Below are 20,628 nucleotides of genomic sequence, written 5' to 3'. Positions count from 1 at the left end.
CCCAGTGGAGGCCGATGGCGACGTCATTCAATGTATACGCATGGACGCTCTCATTTTCCAGCCGTGGTAGGCTGGAAGCTGAATTCGTAGCCTCCTATCGAGATAGCCATCCGACGAGACTGAAGCATGACGCTCAAAGCCTCCTTCGCCAGCGTGCTTCGTGCGCTGCGTAGCAAGCGCAACATCACCCAGAGAGATTTCGCTGACACTACCAGCCGTACCTACCTTTCTAAGCTTGAGCTAGGCAAGTCGAGCATCACCTTGGACAAGCTCGATCAGGTCAGTCGGCGCCTGGAGCTCAGCCCGCTTACCCTCCTCACCCTGACACTCAGCGAAGATACTGGTAAGCCCCCTTCTGAGCTGATCTCCAAGCTGCAGTTAGAAATCGCAGATCTGCAGCGGGAAGATGGCTTGCCCGGCCTTCGAGTTATCCCAGAGATGGGCCACCAAGTGCGTCGCTTGCCCCGAAGAGCCAAGAGAGGTCATGAGTCGAACTTCATGCAGGCGGAGCTCGCCTTCGTGGATTGACCGTCCGTATCACGTGTACGTAGCGGTAGGCCAAGCATCGCCTTACCGTCATCACAAGATCAGGGTGAGAGCTGATGAACAGTAAAACGGCCATTTTCGATGCGTTCGGCACGGTTGTGCGGATAGGCCACAGAACGAACCCATACCGCCAACTGCTGCGGGAAGGAATCAAGCAGGGTCGTCGCCCTCAACCTGGCGATGCGCATCTCATCATGACGCTGAACCTGGATCTGCGCAGTGTCGCCGAGCATCTGGGCATCTATCCCTCACAGTCACGAATGGACGAGATCGAGACCGATCTGCAAGCTGAGCTCGACTCCATCGAGGCATACCCTGACGCGAACAACGCAGTCGCCATGCTCCAGGAGCGTGGTGTTGCTCTCGGGATCTGCAGCAACCTCGCCAAACCCTATGGCGCGGCGGTAAAGCGGCTTTTTCCGAGCATGGACGCCTATGCATTCAGCTTCGAGATCGGCGCCGCCAACCCGATCCTCGAATCTACGAGGCGCTGCTGGAGATGATTGATACCAGGCCGGGGCGATCTGCCGGAGCATCTGCACCTGGGGTGTGGATGGTAGGTGACTCAATCCGATGTGATCGAGACGGTGCCCGAGCAGTTGGCGTTGAGGGGCACTACCTAGATCGCTCGGGTGCTGCGCCCATCCAGAATCTTGAGCAGTTTGCAAAGCTCGTACTTGAGCGACTACTGCAATGATCGCGTCAGTGCTGGGTTTCACCCAACGTACCAGCTGTATGAAGCTGATAATCAATGACGGTTTGGTAAAGGTGATCAGCTTCTAGCCTCAGTCGCTCGACTTCAGCAGTGGGCCTACCTTCAGCCTGTGCTGCGTGATAGGCACGGATTGCTTGGAGAGCTTGCTGCAAAAGCGACTCGCCAGCCTCGGCCATTCCCAAGATTGTACGCTTCATCTGGTTTACCTCAGCACCTCTCTAGGCCAGATAAGCACGAGCCGAAAGTCCTTAATCTGCTGGGCCTCCATGACTTCATGCGTCTACACGAGAAAAGCGCTGTGCGTCGAGAGCTGGCACTGCCGAAAATCCGCCACTTTTCTTAAAACTCATATTGTGTACAAAATTCTTCATCGCGTCTGACGGATCAATAGCCTCAAGGTTCAGGCCATCGACTGTGGCCCGAGAGAACGCGACGCTGAGAATTGATTGATCCTCCATATGCCCTGTCGAACTGTTGAGCACGTTATCCATCGCTGTCACGATCACCAGGTCGTCCGGGAGGATGGCCAACAACTCTCTTCCTACACGCAAAGCGCAGCTACAGACGTAATCCTGATGGAGCTCATTGAAACGTCCAGCTGGCATCGCTTTGGTTGAGAGCTTGCCGCTCTTGAGCAGAGACTTGATTTCGGAGGGGATGACGTGTGAACCGTGGATGGCCAGCTTCGCTTCCAGAACTCCGCCCTCATGGACGATCATCTGGATAGATGAGCCTAGGTGGGAGATTTCCTCCAAAGACTCGAAAGCCTCAATAGCATCAAGCTTCGCTTGGCGGTCACCATCGAGGATACGTAGAGCAATATCACGCTCCTCAGCCCAATCGTCGTGTGCAGTCTTCCATCCATCAAACTCTGCCTGAAACAGTCTTTCGTCTTCGGCAGCGGCAACGCCGATTCTCACCAAAAGCGCTTCGCGCTGGCGACGCTCAAGCTTGAAAAGCCGTGCCCAGAAATTAGGGCGATAGGTAGCAGATGCATGATGTGCGGCTTGCTCGAGCGCTCCGGTCTTCAAGGGTTGCCTGGGCTCTGGCGTTGAGAGGATCTTCTTCCATTGCACCGGCTCAGCGCATTCTTTGTGCATGGAAAGCAGGAGATCGATGTGATTTTCATAGACCTCTACCTCGTACGCTGCTTGCTCCAGAGCCTCCATCTTGTCGAACTCTTTTTGCCTCTTCTCGAGCTCACGCTGCCGACGATGAGCGTTGCGCTCAGCGCGTCTGGCTGATGCCTGCAGCGATCTTACAGTCCCTTTCCAACCCATCACGATGCTCCATACCGAATGCGTGATGGCACATTAGCATATGGCATTGAACCGTCGGCACGTTGGACGGGCACAAAATTAAGACACTCAAAGGGATCCAGAATACTTGCGAACACCAGCGAAGCGCTTTATGTTGTGTCCTGCACAAAGAATAAACACCATATGATGTGTTTAAGCCTTTCTGCGTGGCTCACGATTTACTGAAAACCTCTTGTATCTCACATTGCTGGATGAAGGAGATTCCGTATGACAGATCGTCGCCCTCTCAACCCCAACGTGAACGTTCCAAAGCCTGGCGGTGGTGAACAACCACGGTCACGCAACAAGGACGGTCAAGTCCGCGATAAACGGAGTGATGCTGGTAAACCGCGCGGCAAATGACGGCTTGCAGGTCAGCAGCGTACGATCTCGCTGCTGACCTGTTCTGCCTCTACAAATTAGCCTTGGTGTATGCACAGAAGCAGCGCAATTCGAAGCATCAGTGCTACACCCTGACTCGAAAAGGGGCGCTGGTAATGCGCCCCTTTCGAGTATCACTCAGCAATCCGCTTTATCGCTTTTTCGATACGCTGACGGCCCGCGTGGGCAAGCTTACCGACCCCGGCTTCCTTGGCCACCGCGTAAACCAGCCCCTCTCCTACGTGACCATGTTTGGTCATTTCATCTACCAAGGCACGTAGTTCAGGCAAGCAGATTTCAGCGAGTGGGCGAATGGCATCGTCATCACCCGGCCTACGGAAGACAACGTTCATATCCGAGTCGAGATGAGTCGGCCAGAAGAATGTTCCTGCCTGTTCCTCTTCATGGGATCGGAATCGTGCCCGCGCTATTTGATCGACGCGGTCACGAATGCGCGAGCCCGTTCTAACCCAGCCATGAGCACGCGCTATACGCCGTGCAAGCGCCATATCGAGCACAGGCCCCTCCTCTGCTACCACATGGGCAATCATCTGCTCCAAGGTAGCTGTGTAGCCCGCTTCGAAGAATCGGTCTGGATCAACCGCTTCCACAGCCTCAGCAGGGTCTGCTTCCTTGTAAACCAGGTGCTCCACTGGCACATAAGGAATCACGGTATCTTCTGCTGCTTGAGCCGCGGCTGCTCTCGCGTACTTCAACTCTGGCATTGCGCCAGACGGATCATTGGCTTCGGCAACTGAAGTCGAAGCTACAACAGCCACCTGATCCACCACCTCAATGACTTCAGCCATAGCAGCATCGACTTTCAGGCGCTCCGCCTCATGCGCAGCATCAATGACGGCTTGCTTGGCTCTCGACTCAGCGAGTAGCTCCGTCAATTGCTGATGAACCTTTTCTGCAGTCCCTACGGCATCAACCCACCAGTCGGTCGACCAGATCCGCACGATCTCCCAGCCAAGTCCCCGCAATACAAATTCCCGCAGCTTGTCGCGATCACGCGCAGTCGCACTTCGGTGGTAGGTAGCACCATCGCATTCGACGCCGGCGAGGAAACGTCCTGGAGCATCAGGGTGCACAACACCCAAGTCTATTCGGAAGGAAGAGACACCAATCTGGGTATGAACCTGCCAGCCCTTCTTGGCCAAAGCAGCTGCGACCGCCTCTTCGAACGGGCTGTCGAATCCACCTACGCTGCCAAAGTTAGCCTCTGCCAACGCCTGCGGCCCACGCTCGGCGAACTCGAGGAAGTGTTTCAGGTCGCGCACCCCGACGGCTTGCGTCCGAGCAAGGTCAATGTGCTCTGGGCGCAGGGTCGAGAACAGCACCAATTCTTGGCGAGCACGCGTGATTGCAACGTTGAGTCGGCGTTCGCCACCTGGACGGTTCATCGGGCCGAAGTTCATTGACATCGCGCCAGCAGCGTCTTTCCCGTAGGTGGTCGAGAAGTAGATGATGTCTCGCTCATCGCCCTGGACACTCTCCAGGTTCTTCACGAACACAGGCTCGAGCTCAGACTCAGCGAAATACGAGTCGAGCGACGGATCCTTCCGGCATGCCTCATCGAGCATGTCCATGATGAGCTTCTGCTGCTCACCGTTGAACGTGACCACTCCCACGGTACGACGGCTCTCACGGAAGGCCGGCGACTGAAGGCGAGCGACAAGGTCAGCAACTAGGGCTCTTGCTTCGATGAGGTTGGTACGTGAGCCGCCCTTGTCGTAGACACCTGCCACTGGGCACAGTCGGACAGCCTTATCAGCCGTGAACGGCGATGGGAAGGTCACCAGCTTCGAGCCGTAGTAACGCTGGTTCGAGAAGGCAATCAAGCTCTCATGGCGGCTACGGTAGTGCCAGTTCAGGTTTCGCATCGGTAGGTTCGCGCTGATGCATTCATCCAGGATGCTCTCGAGATCAGCTTCGACATCCTCATCATCAGCCGTAGACTCAGCACGGTCGAAGAACGAGGTCGGCGGGAGCTGTTTCGGGTCGCCCACCATTACAACCTGCTTCCCTCGCGCCATCGCACCAATCGCATCCCAGACTGGGATCTGAGAGGCCTCATCGAAAATGACGAGGTCAAACGGGGTCGAAGCCGGCGGCAGATACTGAGCGATCGAAAGCGGGCTCATCAGCAAACAAGGTGTCAGCTTCGTCAGCGCTTCGGGTGCTCGGGTCATCAGCTCCCGTAATGGAATGTGCTTAGTCTTCTTGCCCATTTCATGACGCAGCAGGCCCCACTCAGAAGAGCGACTCACGCTGTCCTGGCTTGGCAGATCGGCGCACAACCGCGCCCGGAGCCAGTCCTTCGTCAGCTCGGTAAACTTGTCATCCAGCGCGCGGAAGTCGCGAATGCGTTGTTCGTGCTCGACGCTAACGAACGTCCGAATGACCTCCTCGTTGTCGACAGTGGTATTCAGCCACCAGCGAGCGTAATTCACCTCAAGGACGCGACGGACTTTCCCGGAGATGATTGCTCCACTTTCCATGGCCTGAACAATCGGCGAGAGGCCAACAGCAAATGCCTCATCGCGCACCTTTCTCCAGGAGCACCAAGCCTTGAGTCTCGCCTCAGAAGAAACCACGGTCTCGCAGTTTTTCTTGAGGTCATTCAATGGCAGGTGAGCGGTCTCATCAGTACCTGATTCGGTGAAGTGGCCTATCGACGTCAGGTGCGATGAACGCTCCTCCAGCAGCCCAAGCTTTTCACGCAGGGCAGCGCCAGCAAGTGCGATGGCACCTTCCGGCTCCAGCAGCGCGTTGCCATCGCCCAACAGTGTTTGCAGAGGTGCCTTGTAAGAAGCAATCTGCTCCGGGTTCAGCGCGAGCTTCGCGACAGCAGTCGCTATTTTCCCCTGGAATACCACGGCCTGACGAGCTATCTCCAGCTTGGTCTTCAGCTCGCTCCAGACAGGTACCAACTCTCGCAGGTCAGCCAGATCGGCCAAATCACGCTCAACCGCTGCCCGCTGCCTCAGCAGATCGAAGTCACCCTTTAGCAATGAACCGCAACGGCCCTCTCCCACTTCGGGGTGATCATCAACGAGGCGGCCGCGGTCTTCGATATCTCGACGCTCAGACTGGAAACGCAGTGCTGCGGTAAGGTGATCAATGTTAGTGCCCTGACCGCACCAAAGCTGTTGAGTGCTCGAGCCAAGGTCGGACAACGCGGCCATATCGCTATCAAGGCGAGTCAGTGTGCGAAGCCGTCGGAGCTCTTCCTTCAGTGCGTCTCCCAGCTGGCCCTGCTCGACCAACTGGAACCCCTCATCGATCCAGGCCGAGTCAGCTTGCTGAAGCCGAATGGCCTCTTGAAGCTTGATCGACGTCGAGAGCTGGTCAGCGTCGGACTTTGAACCTTGCCAAACGGCAACGCACTCGTGCCCAGGCTCGAGCTCATCAATAGCGCGGCGCAGGGCGCGGATCTCTGCCCAGGTGGCCAGATCTTTACCGTGATCGGCTTCGCCCGCAGTGGTTTGAGACGGAGTCAACAAACCTGCGATACGACGCTTTCCGAACCAGGATTTTGGCCAGAACGCTTCCTCAGCTTCTTTCCACTCACGCAGCAACAGATTGATGTCGAGCGACTCAATCGTATCGCCATAGGTCGCACTGAGCTGCTGCTTGAGCTCCACGATTTGGCCAAGCAGTGCCTCCGCCTGAGCAAGCACATCGGTGACACTCTCCGGCCAGGCTGGGCTGAGCTCACCGAAGGTAGTACGACGTTGCTGTAGTAACTCGATACCCTGCTTTGCATCTGCGATTACTCGTGAGGGCCAGATCGCGGATAGCTTGGCGTTGATCTGTCGATGCTGTTCAACCCACGCACAACCATCGCTCAACCTCTGGGAAATCGAACGAGCATCAGGACGCAGAGCGAATCGCCAATCTTGTCCGGCAGCCGCAGGGAGTGCCTGGGAAAGGACTGACAGCCCCTCCAGTGCAGTCGGGGTGTAATCCGTATGTGGGAGCCCGGCTAGCTCTACGAATCGATCTGCAGCACGCTGCACATCCAGCACGGCAGGCAGCACATCTCGAGCAGCCTGCACGAACTGTTGTTGCCAATGCGGTGACCACTCCGCCTGGCCTACAGCGGACAAAGCATTGCCAGCAAGCTGGCTGTACCCAACCGCCTGAGCATTCACTTCGAGGCGATCACCCAACTCACGCAGTTCAAGCATGGCTTTCTGGTCGTGTATGTCAGGTGAAGCCCAACCAACAGGCGCAACAGCTTCATCGCCACCCGAGGTGACTGTGCCAATCGCATCGTAGATGGTGTAACCGTTCCGATGGCGTCGGTGCAGGCGCTCGACGTAAATATTCAGGCTATCGCGCAGCGTGGCAAGGCGCTGCGCCTCAACCTCCCATGCCGCGGAATCCACTTGCCCCTTGGCTTCCCAGGCAGATTGCAGCTGGGCAAGGACGTCGGTCTTTCGAGCCTTGCTTGAGTGAAGCTCAAGACAGAACTCACCCAGGCCAATCTCACGCAGTCGGCGGTACACGACATCCAGCGCCGCGATTTTCTCCGAGACAAACAGCACGCGACGCCCTTGGGCAATCGACTGAGCGATCATGTTGGAGATCGTCTGGCTTTTGCCGGTACCAGGTGGGCCGATCAGCACGAAGTCTTTGCCCTTCGCTGCTGCCATCACTGCCGCAAGCTGAGACGAGTCAGAAGGAAGCGGGCAGAAAACATCGGTCGGGCCGTAATCACGATCCAGCGACTGCGCTTCTGGGAACGGGGTATCCGAAACGAACGAATCGCGCGGTGTATCAAGGAGATGCTGAACCACTGGGCTCTGCCGCAGGTGCTCGGCGTTCTCAGCCAAATCCTTCCACATGAGATACTTGGCAAAAGAGAACATCGACAGCACGACATCCTCGCTCAGCTCCCAGCCTGGGATGTCCTTGATGGCATGGCCAACTTTGTTCCAGATGCCGGCGATATCTAGACCTGAATCGTCCCGGGGCAGCTCGTGCTCCAAAGAACCCAATCCCAATTCGAAGTCTTGCCGGAGCATCTCAATCAGCGTCGGGTTGAAGCGAGGCTCATCGTCGTGGAGCACCATGGTGAACCCGGATCGAGCGCTCTTGCGCTCCAGCGTGACGGGAACCAGCACCAGAGGCGCCTTGTACTTTTGGCCTGCCCTGTCTTCACGCGTCCAGCTCAAGAAACCGATAGCCAGGAAGAGTGTGTTCGAACCACCTTCCTGCAAGGCTGTGCGAGCCCCGCGGTAAAGCTCAGTGAGTCGCACATCCATCTCATTGGATGTCAGAGCGACGAACACCTCCCGACGCTTAAGGGCATCTTCTGCATGGCGGCGACGAACATCTTCATGTTCACGCTGCTCATACAGAGCGCGCTCTCGTGGATCAGCACCATCCATGAGGTCTGGACGGGTGAGCAACTTCAGCGACTGACCACTGGCCAGTACGTCCTCAAGCGCTCCCGGGTCTGGGGACTCAAGCTTCAGTGCCCGTTTGCCCGTCTTGAAGTTCAGGAGGTTGTTTCGAAGCGAGAGATCCAGGAGCTTACGCTGCCAACGGCCAAGGCGATCGGCTGGGTCGAGCTTCGAAAGATCTTCGACGACCACCTCGTGTCTCTCGTCTGGGATACCCGCTCCGTCTTCGACCAGGAGGGCTGGAACATCGTCCGATATCTCATCAGCAATCCGCGCGATCTGAGTCTCTGCACTTGCTAGCGGCTTGATCCTCTGGAGTCGAGCCCGGCGAATGTCGAGCAGCATTTCAAACTCGCTATCCGCGTCTTCGGCAATCTGTTTTTCACCTCTCTCTACTGCGTAGGAGAAAGTTGGAACGAGATTCTGCGTACTGAGCGTAGTTTCGAATAGAACCAGCTCCCGCAGCTTCACCCGTTTGCGCACTGCCGTCACATCATCGACAAGGGCAGTGGTGAACTCTTCAGGCTTCATCCACAGGCCCGCGAAGGCGTGTCCACGGGTGAATACGATTACCGGATTGAGGCCGATTTGCTCCAAGGCGGCGCAGAACAGCAGGGTCAGATCCATACAGGTAGCCAAGCCGGTATCTGCAATCTGGCTGGGGCTACGCACCTTTTGACCTGACTGTTCGAAGCTTGCCGGCGGCAATGCATAGTCGAGCTTCATCCGTGCAACGGCGCTCCAGACTGCAGACGCCAATTGCCAAGCTCGCTTGGCGCCACCCTCATATCCGTCCAGTGACGAGGACAGTTCACTTTGACGAAGCAATTCAGCCGTCTGCTTCAGCAGGCGCTCGACAGCCGGATCATTCGGCTGAACGAAGGCGGCCGTCATGTCCGGAATATGCCGCAAACCACCCCACTGATTTCGGGGCAGAAGGTCTACGACCTGCTCGAAACGGGCAATCTCCTTCCTGCCGCCCTCTGCTTCTTTGTCATCGGCCTTGAGCACGAAAGAAAAAGTCGATAGCTCTGCTTCGGTCAGGCGGCTAAGTAACGGGCCGTCCAGCACCAAATCAAGCCCTGGAATGATTCGGAAGCTGTCTGCCGCAACCTCATCAATCCACCAGACCTTGGCCTTGAACACTTCAGGTTCCGAGGTCAACGTCAGGGTCGCATTGACGAAGCAGTCTTCTGTCTCGTTCGAGATGCGAAGCTCGCGAATCACGGGAATGGCGTTCTGGAAGTCAGCAAGGTTTAGCTTCGCCACCAAGGTGGCCAGGATCTTCACTTCTTTAGGAGGGGTTTCGTCTTGGTGCGTGAGGGGCTGAACGATGTCGTCCATGCGCAACCTTCCTTGTCGTTATGCCCAAGGGAGTGCCGGAATTGGCCGGCCAGAGGGCCCCTCTTGAGCTAATGGCGGGATGATAGCGCTTCCAGTAACAGTCGTAATGAGCCTTTGGTCGCGCCTAGACGATCGCTAACCATTGAAAGGTTTCAGCAATAAACAAAATGGCCTATCAGTGTGCCGTAGCGCTTACCTGAAGCTGATATCTCGCCTTGCTCAACTCTGCCTCAGCCTGGCGAAGCTCGTTCTTGATACTTGTCCACATCAACACCAACGTGGCGATCTTCTCGCGGGAGGCCGTCAGCTCTTCCCCCATCAGCGCCAGCTCGCTCTCGAGCAACAGGCACTGCTGCTCAAGCAGCTCCTCTCGGGAAAAAAAGGCAAATCGGTCGTCGGCGGCTTGTTCTGGGTTCGTCATAACGGTCGTCGCTTCTGAGGATACAAATGTTCTCCTGGCGAGCTTAGCCGTATATACTGTATGTATCAACAGTGTATCGGTGCAGGGTCGACCTCTGCGCCCGCGCTCCCACTGGCGAAGCAGCCGGTTTCGAATCTGTGGACGCGGGTGGATGCAGGTTGTCAGTTCAAGCGGAGGATCCGTACATGTCACTAAAGTCATCATTCGCCATTGTCCTTCGCGCGCTTCGCAGCAAGCGAAACATCTCGCAGCGAGATTTCGGTGATACGAGCCGGACATTCCTTTCCAAGCTGGAGGGGGCTCGAGCAAGCATCACGTTGGACAAGCTCGAGCAGGTGAGTCAACGCCTGGAGTTGAGTCCATTGACCATACTGACCCTCACCCTGAGCGAGCAGACCGGCAGTTCTCCAGTGGATCTCATTAACAGCCTGCGCTGCGAAATCGAGCACCTGCAAGGTCATGGCGGTGTACCTGGACTGGGCGTTGCTTCCCATGGGCACTTACGCTCTAGACTTCAGCCTTCCCTCGCTGCCAGGGCGAAGCAAGATGAGATCCGCTCCCCTGCCCTATAGCTGCGCGACAGTTCGTCTGTGCGGTGGATTACTCTGATGATTCAGGGCAAACGATCAGAGCAATCAGCTCCGGAACCAACGCGCGCGCATCCTGCTCGTACCCTTCCCTCCACCGGTGCGACCAATCTTGAGGGGATCCTTCCTGCTCCCACTCGGCCAAGGCAAGGGCATTGAGGATCTCCATCTCAAACCAGAGGGCCTGCCACCCTTCACCATCTGTTACCAAGGCGGGGTGTTGCCAGACGAACTCAGTCTGCTCCACGAAGCGCGACCAACTCATCAGATCTCGAGGTGCTTCCTGGGCCAGTACCCTTAGCGCCGAAACTGTCAGCACGAGTTTCCCCAGACAAAACGAACACACTACTCTGCATTCTGCCAGAGAGAGCTCTCTTTTCACGATCTCTCCCTTTCGCATGGCAATCCCATACGATGCCATGCCAGCATGGCGCAACCCAAGCAACGTAAGCCAAGGAAGGATAGTCAATGAAGAACGTCAGGCTGATACGCCACGGCGAGAGCGCCGCCAACGCTGGCGAGCCAACTAGGGATCACGCAAGCATTCCTTTGACGGCAAAAGGCCTGGAGCAAGCCCGCAACGTCGCGCATTCGATCACCAGCGCCCCAGGACTCATTCTCGCCTCACCGTTCCTTCGCGCCCAAGCAACCGCGCTGCACACCACGGCACTCTATCCCGATGCTGCTTTTGAAACTTGGCCGGTTCACGAATTCACCTACCTGGCGCCAGCACGCTGTGTAGATACGACGCTTGCACAGCGGCGGGGCTGGGTCGATTCCTACTGGCAGAGATCAGATCCTGCCTTTTCTGATGGTGAAGGTGCTGAGTCCTTCATCGACCTAGTGACCAGGGTTCGGGCATTTCTTAAGCGACTGGCAGAGCAGTCGGCCACTGACATCGTTGTGTTTTCGCATGGGCAGGTCATGAACACCGTGCGCTGGCTCCTAGAGAAAAGGCCCCAGGTAATCGACGGTGAAGCAATGCTGGATTGGCGTGAGTACGAGATAGCGAACCATATCCCGAATTGTCAGGGGTTCTCGCTCAGCAGGCATACGGACGGAAGGGGCTGGGCTCTCGGTCATTGAAAACCTCAACAACGAACGTCAGCATTTTGCTGACCTTATCTTCACGCGCTTTTCACATGCGATCCCCGAGACTCCAGCTATCCCTACGTGTGATAGACCTTGCCCGCCTAGCAGCGGGCTTTCTTTTGTCTGCAATCCCAAGCGGCTGGCTGTGTTGTCATAATCATCGCGCCGCATCACTTTGATTTGATGATGGCTCCTCGACTATCAAGTCACTCTCAAAAGCTACAACTCTCAGCGCAGCCCAAAGCCCATTCGCGCCAGCTTACCCAAAAACTCCTCGCGCCCATGCAGGCTCGAAACGTTACTTAGTCTGCTGACTACCTGTTCTGACCAGCTACCAGCCTTCATCCCCTCCCGATCATAGAAGGCACCAAGGCGCTCATCATATACAGTAATGACATTCTGCTCGCCCACAGCTGAGTAGACCTCATGGTAGAGCACTGCCTCCTGAGGCAGTCGCGGTTTTACCTTGGCAGGTCGTTCAGTGGATGGGTAGCCAACGCACAGTCCAGACACACAAAAGCGCATCCTGCATCCTGCGATTATTAGGGTGCACAGTCGTCCGTCACCCTATGACCGTGCTCCTTAGAGGGGCGTTGGCTCTGGCACTGTCTCCGGCTTGAATGGAAGTCGCCCAGAACTGCAGTACGGAGGAAGACTGCCACCATCCAACATAATGTTTGCATCAACCCTTAAGACCTTGATCGAGGTTACGATTGAGGATAGAGCGTCTGCTGCGGCTTTCCCCATAGGAGTGGACTCAGCACCGACTGAAGCAAGAGTGCCTGCTGGCGTCAAGCCGACCGAGAATTTTGATGTCTCCAGCAAGCCAGGATCATAGGTAATCAGACTTGGGAAACTGGAGGGTGACAATTTCGTCTCCACCATCTCAACTGCAGTGCAGCGTTCCTGGCCTATGCCGCCGGCGTGCCGAACGATCTTACCGTCTTTGTCGAGGATACGGTCGTACCAATAGCTATCTTGAGTCTCAACGAGACGATAGTAGATCACTCCCGAGCAGACTTTTTTTCCGCTTTTTGCCAGCTCTTCCTGCTGGTTTTTGGAGAGTTCTGAGATTGGATAACACGCCAATGGTAGGTCAGGTCTATTGACGATGTGGCCTGAGCATCCAGACAAACTGAATACGCAAATTGTTAGAGCTAAAGCTCGAAAGGTCATCGCAATGCTCCAAAGGATGATAGTGTCGGCGCAATCGACAATGCTGGCACAACGATGCTGTATTGCCAGCTTTTGAGAGGTGCGGGGTTTCAAATTGATCAGCCCCAAGAGCGCCTGATGATAATCACTTACGCGATTTCAGATTGCCATCTTCTGCGCTATAACCTTGGTACGTGCCTAAGCTACGAAGGGATTCGAGATGCGGATAATCTTGATGTGCGCTGGTTTTGTGGTGGCCCTACCCACCTGGGGAACCGAAATCTCCTGGTCGGTGCAGAACGGCTTCCCGGTATTCAAGGACGCCAAGGCTTTCCAAGAGTTGAAGAGGAACTGGCCCGCCGACGCAACAGCAGCTCAGTTCATAGCCAGCCGCAATGCACAGTGGCTGAGGGAAAACCTCCCGAAGACTAATGAGACCCTCTGGAACCCCGCCACGGGGCTCTACAACAAGCAGGCTCTCTTCAGTAAGCAGCATGTCATTGTGGCGGTAGCTTCAGGTACACCAGAAGGATCCACCTGCCGCTGGTACCTGAAGAAGGTACTGCAAAGCCCACCTCAATCGTGCAACTCTCCGAAAGAAATCACAGTCAGCAATGACAATGAGCACATTCCGCTACGTGTCGAAGTTAGTGAGGGTGAGCCTGCTGTTGTCGATGTGTTCGTGAAGACTTACAACATCCTGGCGCTGGGTGATTCGTTCGCAAGTGGAGAGGGCAACCCTGACCGTGCAGCAGTTGGTACTGGACGGCCTACGGATGACCTTAAGAAAGGCCGCAACATCCTCAGCGAAAAGCGCATGGCTGATGGCCTATTCTCCAAGGGAGCAGATTGGTGGGATACCACCTGTCACCGCTCTCTGCTTTCATGGCAGTCGATGTATGCATTGAAGCTAGCCGTGTCCGATCCACATCTGGTGGTGCGCTTTGCGTCCTTCAGTTGCTCGGGTGCTGAGACCTATGACGGCTTCTTCCGAGCGCAGCTCAAACCGCCTGTAAAAGACATTTCTAATCGCGTCGCGAGATGGAGGGAGCGCGACGGAGGGAATTACCTGGAGCTGACACCTGTTCACGCTGGCGACAAGCCTCAACAGGCTCGTACCGATACGGTCATGCTCAACAAGTCGCAGCTTAATGCGGCCATCCACCTGCTATGCCCGGAGAATCCGTACCAAAAGGGTGAGAAGGACTACGGGCGTGAGGTGACCACTCTCATAGGGCGTAAGTATTTTGGCAAAGTGAAGTATGACGGCTGCCGGAAGGACTTGATCGCTGTGGATGAAGTCTTGATGTCCTTCGGTGGTAACGACGAAGGCTTCAGTGGTGTGGTCAAGTGGGGGCTAGTTCCCCAAGGCATCTACGCTACTAGCCTCTCAGACTCGAAAAACCCCTTGCTCGCCGCCGTTGGCAAGGGCTTAAACATGAACAAGCAGTTCGGCATGAAAGCTATGAGAACCATCCTCGGGGTGATCAACCCCGACGATGCTGCGAAAGCATCCAACGCGTATCTGGGGAGGATTTATGATGATCTAAACGAGTCGCTGACTGAAAACCTTCATATCCCACCCCAGAAGGTGAAAATTCTACTTTATCCTAACCCACTCAAAACGCCGTTTCAGCCCTACTGCGGAGCTAGGCTAAACATGGGCAATGTCGCCATGACGGAAAAAGTCGTGTACTCCATTGGTGGCGCCTTCCCGAAAAACGCCAAGGCATTCATGTTCCTCATCAACGAGGCCAACGCTAAGAAAATCGAGAGGGTGTTCATCGACAAGCTGCGTGATGACCAAGAAAAAGCCATCAAACGCACCAAATGGGTAACGGTTGATTCCCAGGCGGCATTCGAAGGTCGTTCTCTTTGCGCAGTTTCGCCTGATTGTTCTGCAGGTGGCATGTGTGCTGAGTCTGAGCTTTTCGCATGGACTAAGGGTGGCGAGATGAAGGATGACCATCCATCCATGGCACCTATCACTAGCTTCGCTCGATGGGAGCCCTACGCCAGTGATAGGACTCGAGGCATTCGTACCGGAAACGACGCTTTTATGACCTTGGCGCGCTTTAGTTCGAGCGGAGATTTGATGGATGACTGGTTCCGTGGCGCCGTGCACCCAGACGCCAAGGCACACGCATCGATTGCTGACCTCATGGCCCTTCCAACTGTGGGGATTCGCGAAACAAAGTGATTAAGACGTGGGAAGGTTCGGCGGACGAATACGGATACTGCTTCTTGGAAAGTCCGAAGCGGCGGAGCGGAGACAAGCGCGCTCATCCTTGATGGTGATGCCGATCTTATGTGTTTTCTAAGGGGGCATTCCGCCACCTTAGAATTCGCAAGATATGCAGCTCCCTCCGTGCTCACTTATCCACCCCTGAGCAATGCATTGACGCTCAACGTCAATGCTTCGAGAGCGAAGGGTTTGGTCAGGATTGCTGTGTTGGGCTCTAGTTGGGCGTTGTCCAGGACATGCGGTTGCGCGTACCCAGTCATGAACAGGATCGGAAGACTAGGCCTAGTGCATCGTCCGGTATCGGCCATCTGCCTGCCATCGATTCCCCCGGGAAGGCCAATATCTGTGACAAGCAGATCGATGCGGGTGTCTGAACGTAGTAACTGAAGGCCGGCAAGGCTATCAGCGGCCTCAATGACAATGTATCCGCAGCTACCCAGGGCCTCACTCACAAACATGCGGACGGACGGCTCGTCATCTACGACCAGTACCGTCTCGCCTGACGAAGCCATTGCCGATTCAGTCAGTGGTTCGGAGAAAGCAACAGCGTCGATTTCGGCTTCGTGAGTGGGTAGTTGAAGGTACACCTGGGCACCACACCCCTCCTCCGATTTGATCCTGACCTGTCCTCCTGATTGTTTGGCGAATCCATAGATCATGGACAGACCAAGTCCGGTGCCTGCCCCGACAGGTTTTGTCGTGAAGAACGGTTCAAATGCTCGAGTAAGCGTCTCAGGAGACATGCCGACACCGTCGTCGGAAACACTGATAGTGAAGTAGATTCCGGGGGCTAGCTCCGGATCCAGCTCTGCCCCTATCGCCAGCTCCTCGTTATACGTCTTGATTGAGATAGAACCTCCGCCTTCCAGAGCGTCACGAGCATTGATGCACAGGTTCAGCAGCGAGTTCTCCACCTGGGCCGGATCGACCAGGCAGATGCTCGATTTCGCATTAAGCTCTACCTTGAGTTGAACTGTTGGCCCCACCGTCCGACTAATCAGCTCCTCCATATCCCTAATGAGAGTGTTCACATTGATGTGAACAGGCATCAAGGTCTGGCGACGAGAGAAAGCCAGGAGTCGGTGAGTCAAGGATGCAGCTCTTTGGGCCGCCCCGTGGGCCACCGTAAGGTAACGGTCAACATCGGAGACACGTCCCTGCTTCAACCGAAGCTTGATCAGATCCAGGCTTCCGGTGATGCCTGCCAGCAGATTGTTGAAGTCGTGAGCGATACCCCCGGTCAACTGCCCGACCGCTTCCATCTTCTGCGATTGACGGAGAGCTGCCTGGGCTGCTTCTCGCTCGGCTACGGCTTCTTCAATCCTCGCTTCTAAGGTGCGATTGAGCTCTAGAAGCTCCGACTCGGCATTTTTTCGCGCTGTAACATCAATGGATGAGCCGATGAGTCCCATGACGTCGCCCGCTTCATCGCAAAGAGGTGCTTTGATCGAAAGCCAGTAGGTCGCTGTGCCATCTGGCATGTCGACACGCTCTTCGATCTGAATAGCGTTCCCGCCATGCATGATGCGCTGATCGGTTTCCATTATCTGGCGAGCCTGAGCCTTGTCTTCCAGAACCTCCAGGTCAGTTTTGCCTAAATAGATCTCTGGCGGCTTGCCGATTAGTTGGGTGGCCCCGTCATTTGCAACGAGCAGCCGTCCCTCTAGGTCTTTGGCGTAGACAACACCTGGTACGGCAGCTGTGAATGTCCGAAGCAAGGCTGACATCCTGTCACGCTCAGCCTCCGCCGACCGGCGTGATTCAATGTCCATGAGAATCCCAGGGAAGCGAACAGCCCGCCCCTCTTCATTGAGCTCGGCTCGTCCATTGGCCTCAATCCACCTGAAGCTGCCATCGTGCTGGCGTACCCGGTATTCGCACCGGTAAGCGCCCCCGCGCTTCATCGCCTCCTGGATGTCGGCGGAGACGCGATCACGGTCACCAGGGTGAATTGACGAGAATGCTTCCTCGATCGGGATGCCTGCTAAGCACCTCTCCGTCGGCAGCCCGAATGAACGTGAAAAACGCTCATCGGCGGTGACCCGGTTTTCCGGAATGTCCCACACCCAGGTTCCGATGATGGCGCCAGCATCGAGCGCTAATTGCAGGCGCTCTGAAGCGGTCGTCGGAAACGCATGTTCATGATTGGGTGATGCCGGAGCATCAAAGGTACCTGGAGTACCAGGGCCTTCGCGATCCATAAATTACCTCTTCTCCTACGCGCATGAGCGACTAGCCACTGGATGCCTTACTAGAGGTTGATGACGAGCTTGGGCAGACTCTTGGCCTGACCCTGGTTTCCCTGCAAATTCCTCAGTGCCCAGTCAAATCAACGCCCTCCATAGTGATCCCTTTTGGGAACATTAACCCATAAAAATGCCCTTAATGTTCCCATATGGGATCATTACGCGAGGCGTTGCTGAAGGGGCCGTTTTTCTCGACGAATGAGCTCCAGCAGGGGAAAATAAGTGGGTTATCGACTTCTGGCAATTGCACCGGAGACTTACCCTGCCCCATGAATTCTAAGGTTCTCCAGCTACCCAAAAATCTCCACGGTCGTGACTTTGTAGTCGGAGACATCCACTTCAAAACCACAGACCTCCACCGCGGGCTGCACGCATTGGGCTTCGATAAAGCTAAGGATCGGCTGATCGCTGTGGGCGATCTGATTGATCGCGGGCCTGGTGTATTGGATGGGCTGAAGCTGCTCGGCGAGCCCTGGTTCTTCAGCGTCCAAGGCAACCACGAGCGAATGCTGATCGACGCTTATGAGGCTAATCCCAACGCTCGCTATTCTGCGCATGGCGCGGGCTGGTGGATGACGATTGCTGATGAGTCCAAAGCGATGATCATTGGGAAGCTCCGGAGCTTGCCGATCGCCATTGAGGTTCAGTCGGATCGGGGTGTTGTGGGGGTCGTGCATGCTGATGTGCCGAAGGGCATGGCCTGGTCGATCTTTCTGGAACAACTCAACAATTCCGCGATGGAGGAGATCGCTCTGTGGGGGCGAGATCGCATCGTTAAGCACCATCGTGAAGGTGTCCCGGGCGTATGGCGGGTCTGTACCGGACATACGTGGATTCCGCGGCCGTTGAGGTTAGGCAACGTGCTGGCGCTGGATGTCACCGGCGGCGCCGATGGTTCGCTGGCCATCTACAGCATTCAGGAAGACAAAATCTTCATTGATGGTGTTGCCACGTCGATCGACCAGGCTGAGTGCTTGAGTGAGCAGCTCGAGGAGCTTGAGCAGCGCGCAGAAGCTCTCAAGACGACGGTGAACAGTAACAAGCTCATCGAGACACAGGTTCAAGCTGTTGAACTGGAGTCATTGGTGAAGCTGGTCAGTTCGATGTGGCATGAGGTTCGCGAAGGCCTTGAGGAGCAGCAGCGGCTGCTTAACGCGCTGCATGGTTTGAGCCTTACGACTGTTGAGCGTCGGGGCGCCAAGCTCGACGAGCTATGCGCCAAGTATGAGAACACACAGGTCGAAGGGCTTCTTCGACGATTGTTAGGTTAAGAGGGTTTTATGGAATACGTGATGAGCATGAGTCAGGCACGTCGACGTTTTCGTCGAGTTATCAAGCTCGCAGAGAAAGGTCATACGTTCATTTTGACCCGATGTGGTAAGCCGGTATGTCGGTTGGAGCTCGACGAGTAGGCATAAAGGGCTTTCCAGGGCGTGCCCGTTGGGCCGGCTTTCGTGAACCAAGCCGCCCGCTTCGCATTCGTCTTGGCCCGGTGGGCTTCGATCCTCACACCTCGCGCGCTCCGCTTGCGAGCGATACCCGTGCCAGAGTCAGGTGGAGAAGTTTCGGAGATCATTCAGTGGCGACAAGGCTGCAGGCGCCAGCGATTGATCAAGGGTGCTGATTCTTGTCTCTTCGGCAGTAGGTCGCCCAGGAGCTCAAAGCTTGTTCAGAAAATCGGTAGGTAATCGTGCTCGGTATAGTCATCTGCTCTGCTGTAATTGCCGGTTCTTCTCGACACCCTGCTGTGTCCTGAGCGCAACTCCAAACATACGCTTCAGTCGTTCAATGATTCCAGGATACCCAGAGTGACGTACTGTCTCGAGCCTCTGGATCTTTGCGATCATCCTCGCGATGCTTTCCCTTGCGCGCTGCCGACTTCCTGTCCTTTTCATTGGTGCCTCTAGATGGGTTGGATGGTGTCTCGAGAGCTTCACCCTAGCATCTCGGAAAACGAACCGCCTACCCATCGGACGCAATGATTTGTCCGCGTGCAGCATGTGCTGTGTATACATACAGCATCTGTCTCCTGTCCGTAGATCTGATACTCACTGCACGCTGCCGTCTTGTAAGTGTCCAGAAAAGACAGTTCAGTTAGCCTGGGAGGCCCGTGTTCTGGGGCTTACGAGAAAATGACGGTCTGCGCGAGGATAGCCTGCTCCGTGCTGTTCAATCAGCGCCAGCGATGCAAAATACGCTCAATTAGTACGAGTTTCTCCGTAGCTAATAAATGTACTGCATGTATATACAGCTATATTTAATGTGAGCAGCACTCTCCCGTCCTCAACCTGCGCCGTAGCGCCAGCTTGGTTTTCTGGACAATTTTGCGACTCTTCGTGAGCGCTGCTGCTTGCCCCCTCACTGCTGCGCGATGACCAAACAGGCCGGCTCAGGTAACCTCCAGGAAACGAGTTTCCAGGATATCTCAATGCCCCTCAGTACCATCGTTAAGCTGTTGCAGGAAGCAAAGCACGTCGTGATTTTCACCGGCGCCGGCGTATCCGCTAAAAGTGGAATCCCAACGTTCAGAGATGCATTGACTGGTCTCTGGTCTCGATTCGACCCTGCCAAACTGGCAACTGCCGAAGCATTCCGAGAGGATCCTAGTCTGTGCTGGGGATGGTATGAGTCTCGTAGGCTGAAGGTGCTCCAGGCGCAGCCGAATGCAGCTCATCTCGCGATAGCAGAGCTAGCTAAGCACGTTCCTAAGCTGACAGTCCTGACCCAAAACGTGGATAACCTGCACGAGCGAGCTGGTAGCCGAGACGTGATCCACCTTCACGGCAGCCTTCACTCACCCAGATGCATTGACTGCGGCAATGCTCACATGGCTCCCCTATCTTCCGATGAATTACCAGTGGATGGTTGCCGTCTTGAGCCGCCGCGGTGCGAGGTATGTCACGGGTACATCAGACCCGGAGTCGTCTGGTTCGGAGAAATGCTTCCAGACGAAGCCTGGGACGCGGCTTTTGCTGCCTCAGGTGCTTGTGATCTGTTCTTCTCGATCGGTACGTCCGGTGTCGTGTATCCAGCCGCGGAGCTGCCCCTACGTGCGTTAGGAGCAGGCGCGAAGGTCATACACGTCAATCCTGCTCGTGTAGAGGTCTGCAGCCAGGAGCTTTGGCTCCAAGGTTCGGCCGCAGACATGATGAAAGCACTCGTTGAGCAAGCTTTTGGATGA

General features: G+C 55.8%; 15 protein-coding genes. 7 read left to right on the top strand and 8 right to left on the bottom strand.

From position 1 onward, the window contains the following. The first annotated feature begins 126 nt into the window (after positions 1-126). The 3 genes from ACTYOL_RS13290 (at position 127) to ACTYOL_RS13280 (ending at position 1,243) form a co-directional block, all read left to right on the top strand. Positions 127-528 carry a helix-turn-helix domain-containing protein gene (locus ACTYOL_RS13290; RefSeq protein ID WP_444758090.1) on the top strand — a complete coding sequence of 134 codons (402 nt, stop codon included), beginning with the start codon at positions 127-129 and terminating at the stop codon, positions 526-528. A 74-nt stretch (positions 529-602) separates the two neighbouring features. Continuing rightward, the gene (locus ACTYOL_RS13285; RefSeq protein ID WP_444758089.1) at positions 603-1,049 is read left to right on the top strand and encodes a hypothetical protein; all 447 of its coding nucleotides are present in this window, start codon (positions 603-605) and stop codon (positions 1,047-1,049) included. After that, positions 1,046-1,243: a hypothetical protein gene (locus ACTYOL_RS13280; protein WP_444758088.1), complete on the top strand. Its 198-nt coding sequence runs from the start codon at positions 1,046-1,048 to the stop codon at positions 1,241-1,243. The genes ACTYOL_RS13285 and ACTYOL_RS13280 overlap by 4 nt, the downstream gene beginning before the upstream one ends. A 5-nt stretch (positions 1,244-1,248) precedes the next feature. On the opposite strand, the gene ACTYOL_RS13275 is transcribed toward ACTYOL_RS13280, so the two are convergent. The 6 genes from ACTYOL_RS13275 to ACTYOL_RS13250 form a co-directional block, all read right to left on the bottom strand. Continuing rightward, positions 1,249-1,458: a hypothetical protein gene (locus ACTYOL_RS13275; protein ID WP_444758087.1), complete on the bottom strand. Its 210-nt coding sequence runs from the start codon at positions 1,456-1,458 to the stop codon at positions 1,249-1,251. Between the two features lie 75 nt (positions 1,459-1,533). Then, on the bottom strand, positions 1,534-2,541 hold the full coding sequence (locus ACTYOL_RS13270) for a hypothetical protein (protein ID WP_444758086.1): 1,008 nt from the start codon (positions 2,539-2,541) through the stop codon (positions 1,534-1,536). 533 nt (positions 2,542-3,074) lie between these two features. After that, positions 3,075-9,701 (bottom strand): DUF3320 domain-containing protein, encoded by a 6,627-nt coding sequence (locus ACTYOL_RS13265; RefSeq protein ID WP_444758085.1) that lies wholly within the window; start codon positions 9,699-9,701, stop codon positions 3,075-3,077. 175 nt (positions 9,702-9,876) lie between these two features. Next, the gene (locus ACTYOL_RS13260) at positions 9,877-10,122 is read right to left on the bottom strand and encodes a hypothetical protein (RefSeq protein WP_444758084.1); all 246 of its coding nucleotides are present in this window, start codon (positions 10,120-10,122) and stop codon (positions 9,877-9,879) included. A gap of 200 nt (positions 10,123-10,322) precedes the next feature. Then, positions 10,323-10,583, bottom strand: a complete 261-nt coding sequence (locus tag ACTYOL_RS13255) for a hypothetical protein (RefSeq protein WP_444758083.1) — start codon at positions 10,581-10,583, stop codon at positions 10,323-10,325. 139 nt (positions 10,584-10,722) lie between these two features. Then, positions 10,723-11,091, bottom strand: a complete 369-nt coding sequence (locus ACTYOL_RS13250) for a hypothetical protein (RefSeq protein WP_444758082.1) — start codon at positions 11,089-11,091, stop codon at positions 10,723-10,725. A gap of 86 nt (positions 11,092-11,177) precedes the next feature. On the opposite strand from ACTYOL_RS13250, the gene ACTYOL_RS13245 reads away from it, so the two are divergent. Then, entirely contained in the window at positions 11,178-11,795 is a 618-nt protein-coding gene (locus tag ACTYOL_RS13245) for a histidine phosphatase family protein (RefSeq protein WP_444758081.1), read from the top strand. A gap of 588 nt (positions 11,796-12,383) precedes the next feature. Here ACTYOL_RS13245 and ACTYOL_RS13240 read toward each other — a convergent pair. After that, positions 12,384-13,085 carry a hypothetical protein gene (locus ACTYOL_RS13240; RefSeq protein ID WP_444758080.1) on the bottom strand — a complete coding sequence of 234 codons (702 nt, stop codon included), beginning with the start codon at positions 13,083-13,085 and terminating at the stop codon, positions 12,384-12,386. A gap of 91 nt (positions 13,086-13,176) precedes the next feature. Here ACTYOL_RS13240 and ACTYOL_RS13235 point away from each other — a divergent pair, with 91 nt between their 5' ends. Continuing rightward, positions 13,177-15,156 carry a hypothetical protein gene (locus ACTYOL_RS13235; protein WP_444758079.1) on the top strand — a complete coding sequence of 660 codons (1,980 nt, stop codon included), beginning with the start codon at positions 13,177-13,179 and terminating at the stop codon, positions 15,154-15,156. Positions 15,157-15,332: 176 nt separating this feature from the next. Here the strand turns inward: ACTYOL_RS13235 and ACTYOL_RS13230 are convergent, their stop codons facing one another. Continuing rightward, entirely contained in the window at positions 15,333-17,402 is a 2,070-nt protein-coding gene (locus tag ACTYOL_RS13230; protein WP_444758078.1) for a PAS domain-containing protein, read from the bottom strand. 314 nt (positions 17,403-17,716) lie between these two features. On the opposite strand from ACTYOL_RS13230, the gene ACTYOL_RS13225 reads away from it, so the two are divergent. Further along, entirely contained in the window at positions 17,717-18,718 is a 1,002-nt protein-coding gene (locus tag ACTYOL_RS13225; protein WP_444758077.1) for a metallophosphoesterase, read from the top strand. Between the two features lie 1,157 nt (positions 18,719-19,875). After that, positions 19,876-20,628 carry an SIR2 family NAD-dependent protein deacylase gene (locus ACTYOL_RS13220; RefSeq protein ID WP_444758076.1) on the top strand — a complete coding sequence of 251 codons (753 nt, stop codon included), beginning with the start codon at positions 19,876-19,878 and terminating at the stop codon, positions 20,626-20,628.

Source organism: Pseudomonas sp. A014 (genome assembly GCF_052378495.1).
Lineage (GTDB): Bacteria > Pseudomonadota > Gammaproteobacteria > Pseudomonadales > Pseudomonadaceae > Aquipseudomonas > Aquipseudomonas machongensis.
This window is presented reverse-complemented; position numbering and strand designations above follow the sequence as displayed.

What these genes read in the sequence shown, in the direction of transcription:
- ACTYOL_RS13220 (WP_444758076.1), top strand. Translation starts at nt 19,876, where the DNA reads ATGCCCCTCAGTACCATCGTTAAGCTGTTGCAGGAAGCAAAGCACGTC.
- ACTYOL_RS13260 (WP_444758084.1), bottom strand. Translation starts at nt 10,122, where the DNA reads ATGACGAACCCAGAACAAGCCGCCGACGACCGATTTGCCTTTTTTTCC.
- ACTYOL_RS13225 (WP_444758077.1), top strand. Translation starts at nt 17,717, where the DNA reads ATGAATTCTAAGGTTCTCCAGCTACCCAAAAATCTCCACGGTCGTGAC.
- ACTYOL_RS13255 (WP_444758083.1), bottom strand. Translation starts at nt 10,583, where the DNA reads ATGACCTTGCAGGTGCTCGATTTCGCAGCGCAGGCTGTTAATGAGATC.
- ACTYOL_RS13280 (WP_444758088.1), top strand. Translation starts at nt 1,046, where the DNA reads ATGATTGATACCAGGCCGGGGCGATCTGCCGGAGCATCTGCACCTGGG.
- ACTYOL_RS13290 (WP_444758090.1), top strand. Translation starts at nt 127, where the DNA reads ATGACGCTCAAAGCCTCCTTCGCCAGCGTGCTTCGTGCGCTGCGTAGC.
- ACTYOL_RS13285 (WP_444758089.1), top strand. Translation starts at nt 603, where the DNA reads ATGAACAGTAAAACGGCCATTTTCGATGCGTTCGGCACGGTTGTGCGG.
- ACTYOL_RS13265 (WP_444758085.1), bottom strand. Translation starts at nt 9,701, where the DNA reads ATGGACGACATCGTTCAGCCCCTCACGCACCAAGACGAAACCCCTCCT.
- ACTYOL_RS13270 (WP_444758086.1), bottom strand. Translation starts at nt 2,541, where the DNA reads ATGGGTTGGAAAGGGACTGTAAGATCGCTGCAGGCATCAGCCAGACGC.
- ACTYOL_RS13230 (WP_444758078.1), bottom strand. Translation starts at nt 17,402, where the DNA reads ATGGATCGCGAAGGCCCTGGTACTCCAGGTACCTTTGATGCTCCGGCA.
- ACTYOL_RS13275 (WP_444758087.1), bottom strand. Translation starts at nt 1,458, where the DNA reads ATGAAGCGTACAATCTTGGGAATGGCCGAGGCTGGCGAGTCGCTTTTG.
- ACTYOL_RS13235 (WP_444758079.1), top strand. Translation starts at nt 13,177, where the DNA reads ATGCGGATAATCTTGATGTGCGCTGGTTTTGTGGTGGCCCTACCCACC.
- ACTYOL_RS13245 (WP_444758081.1), top strand. Translation starts at nt 11,178, where the DNA reads ATGAAGAACGTCAGGCTGATACGCCACGGCGAGAGCGCCGCCAACGCT.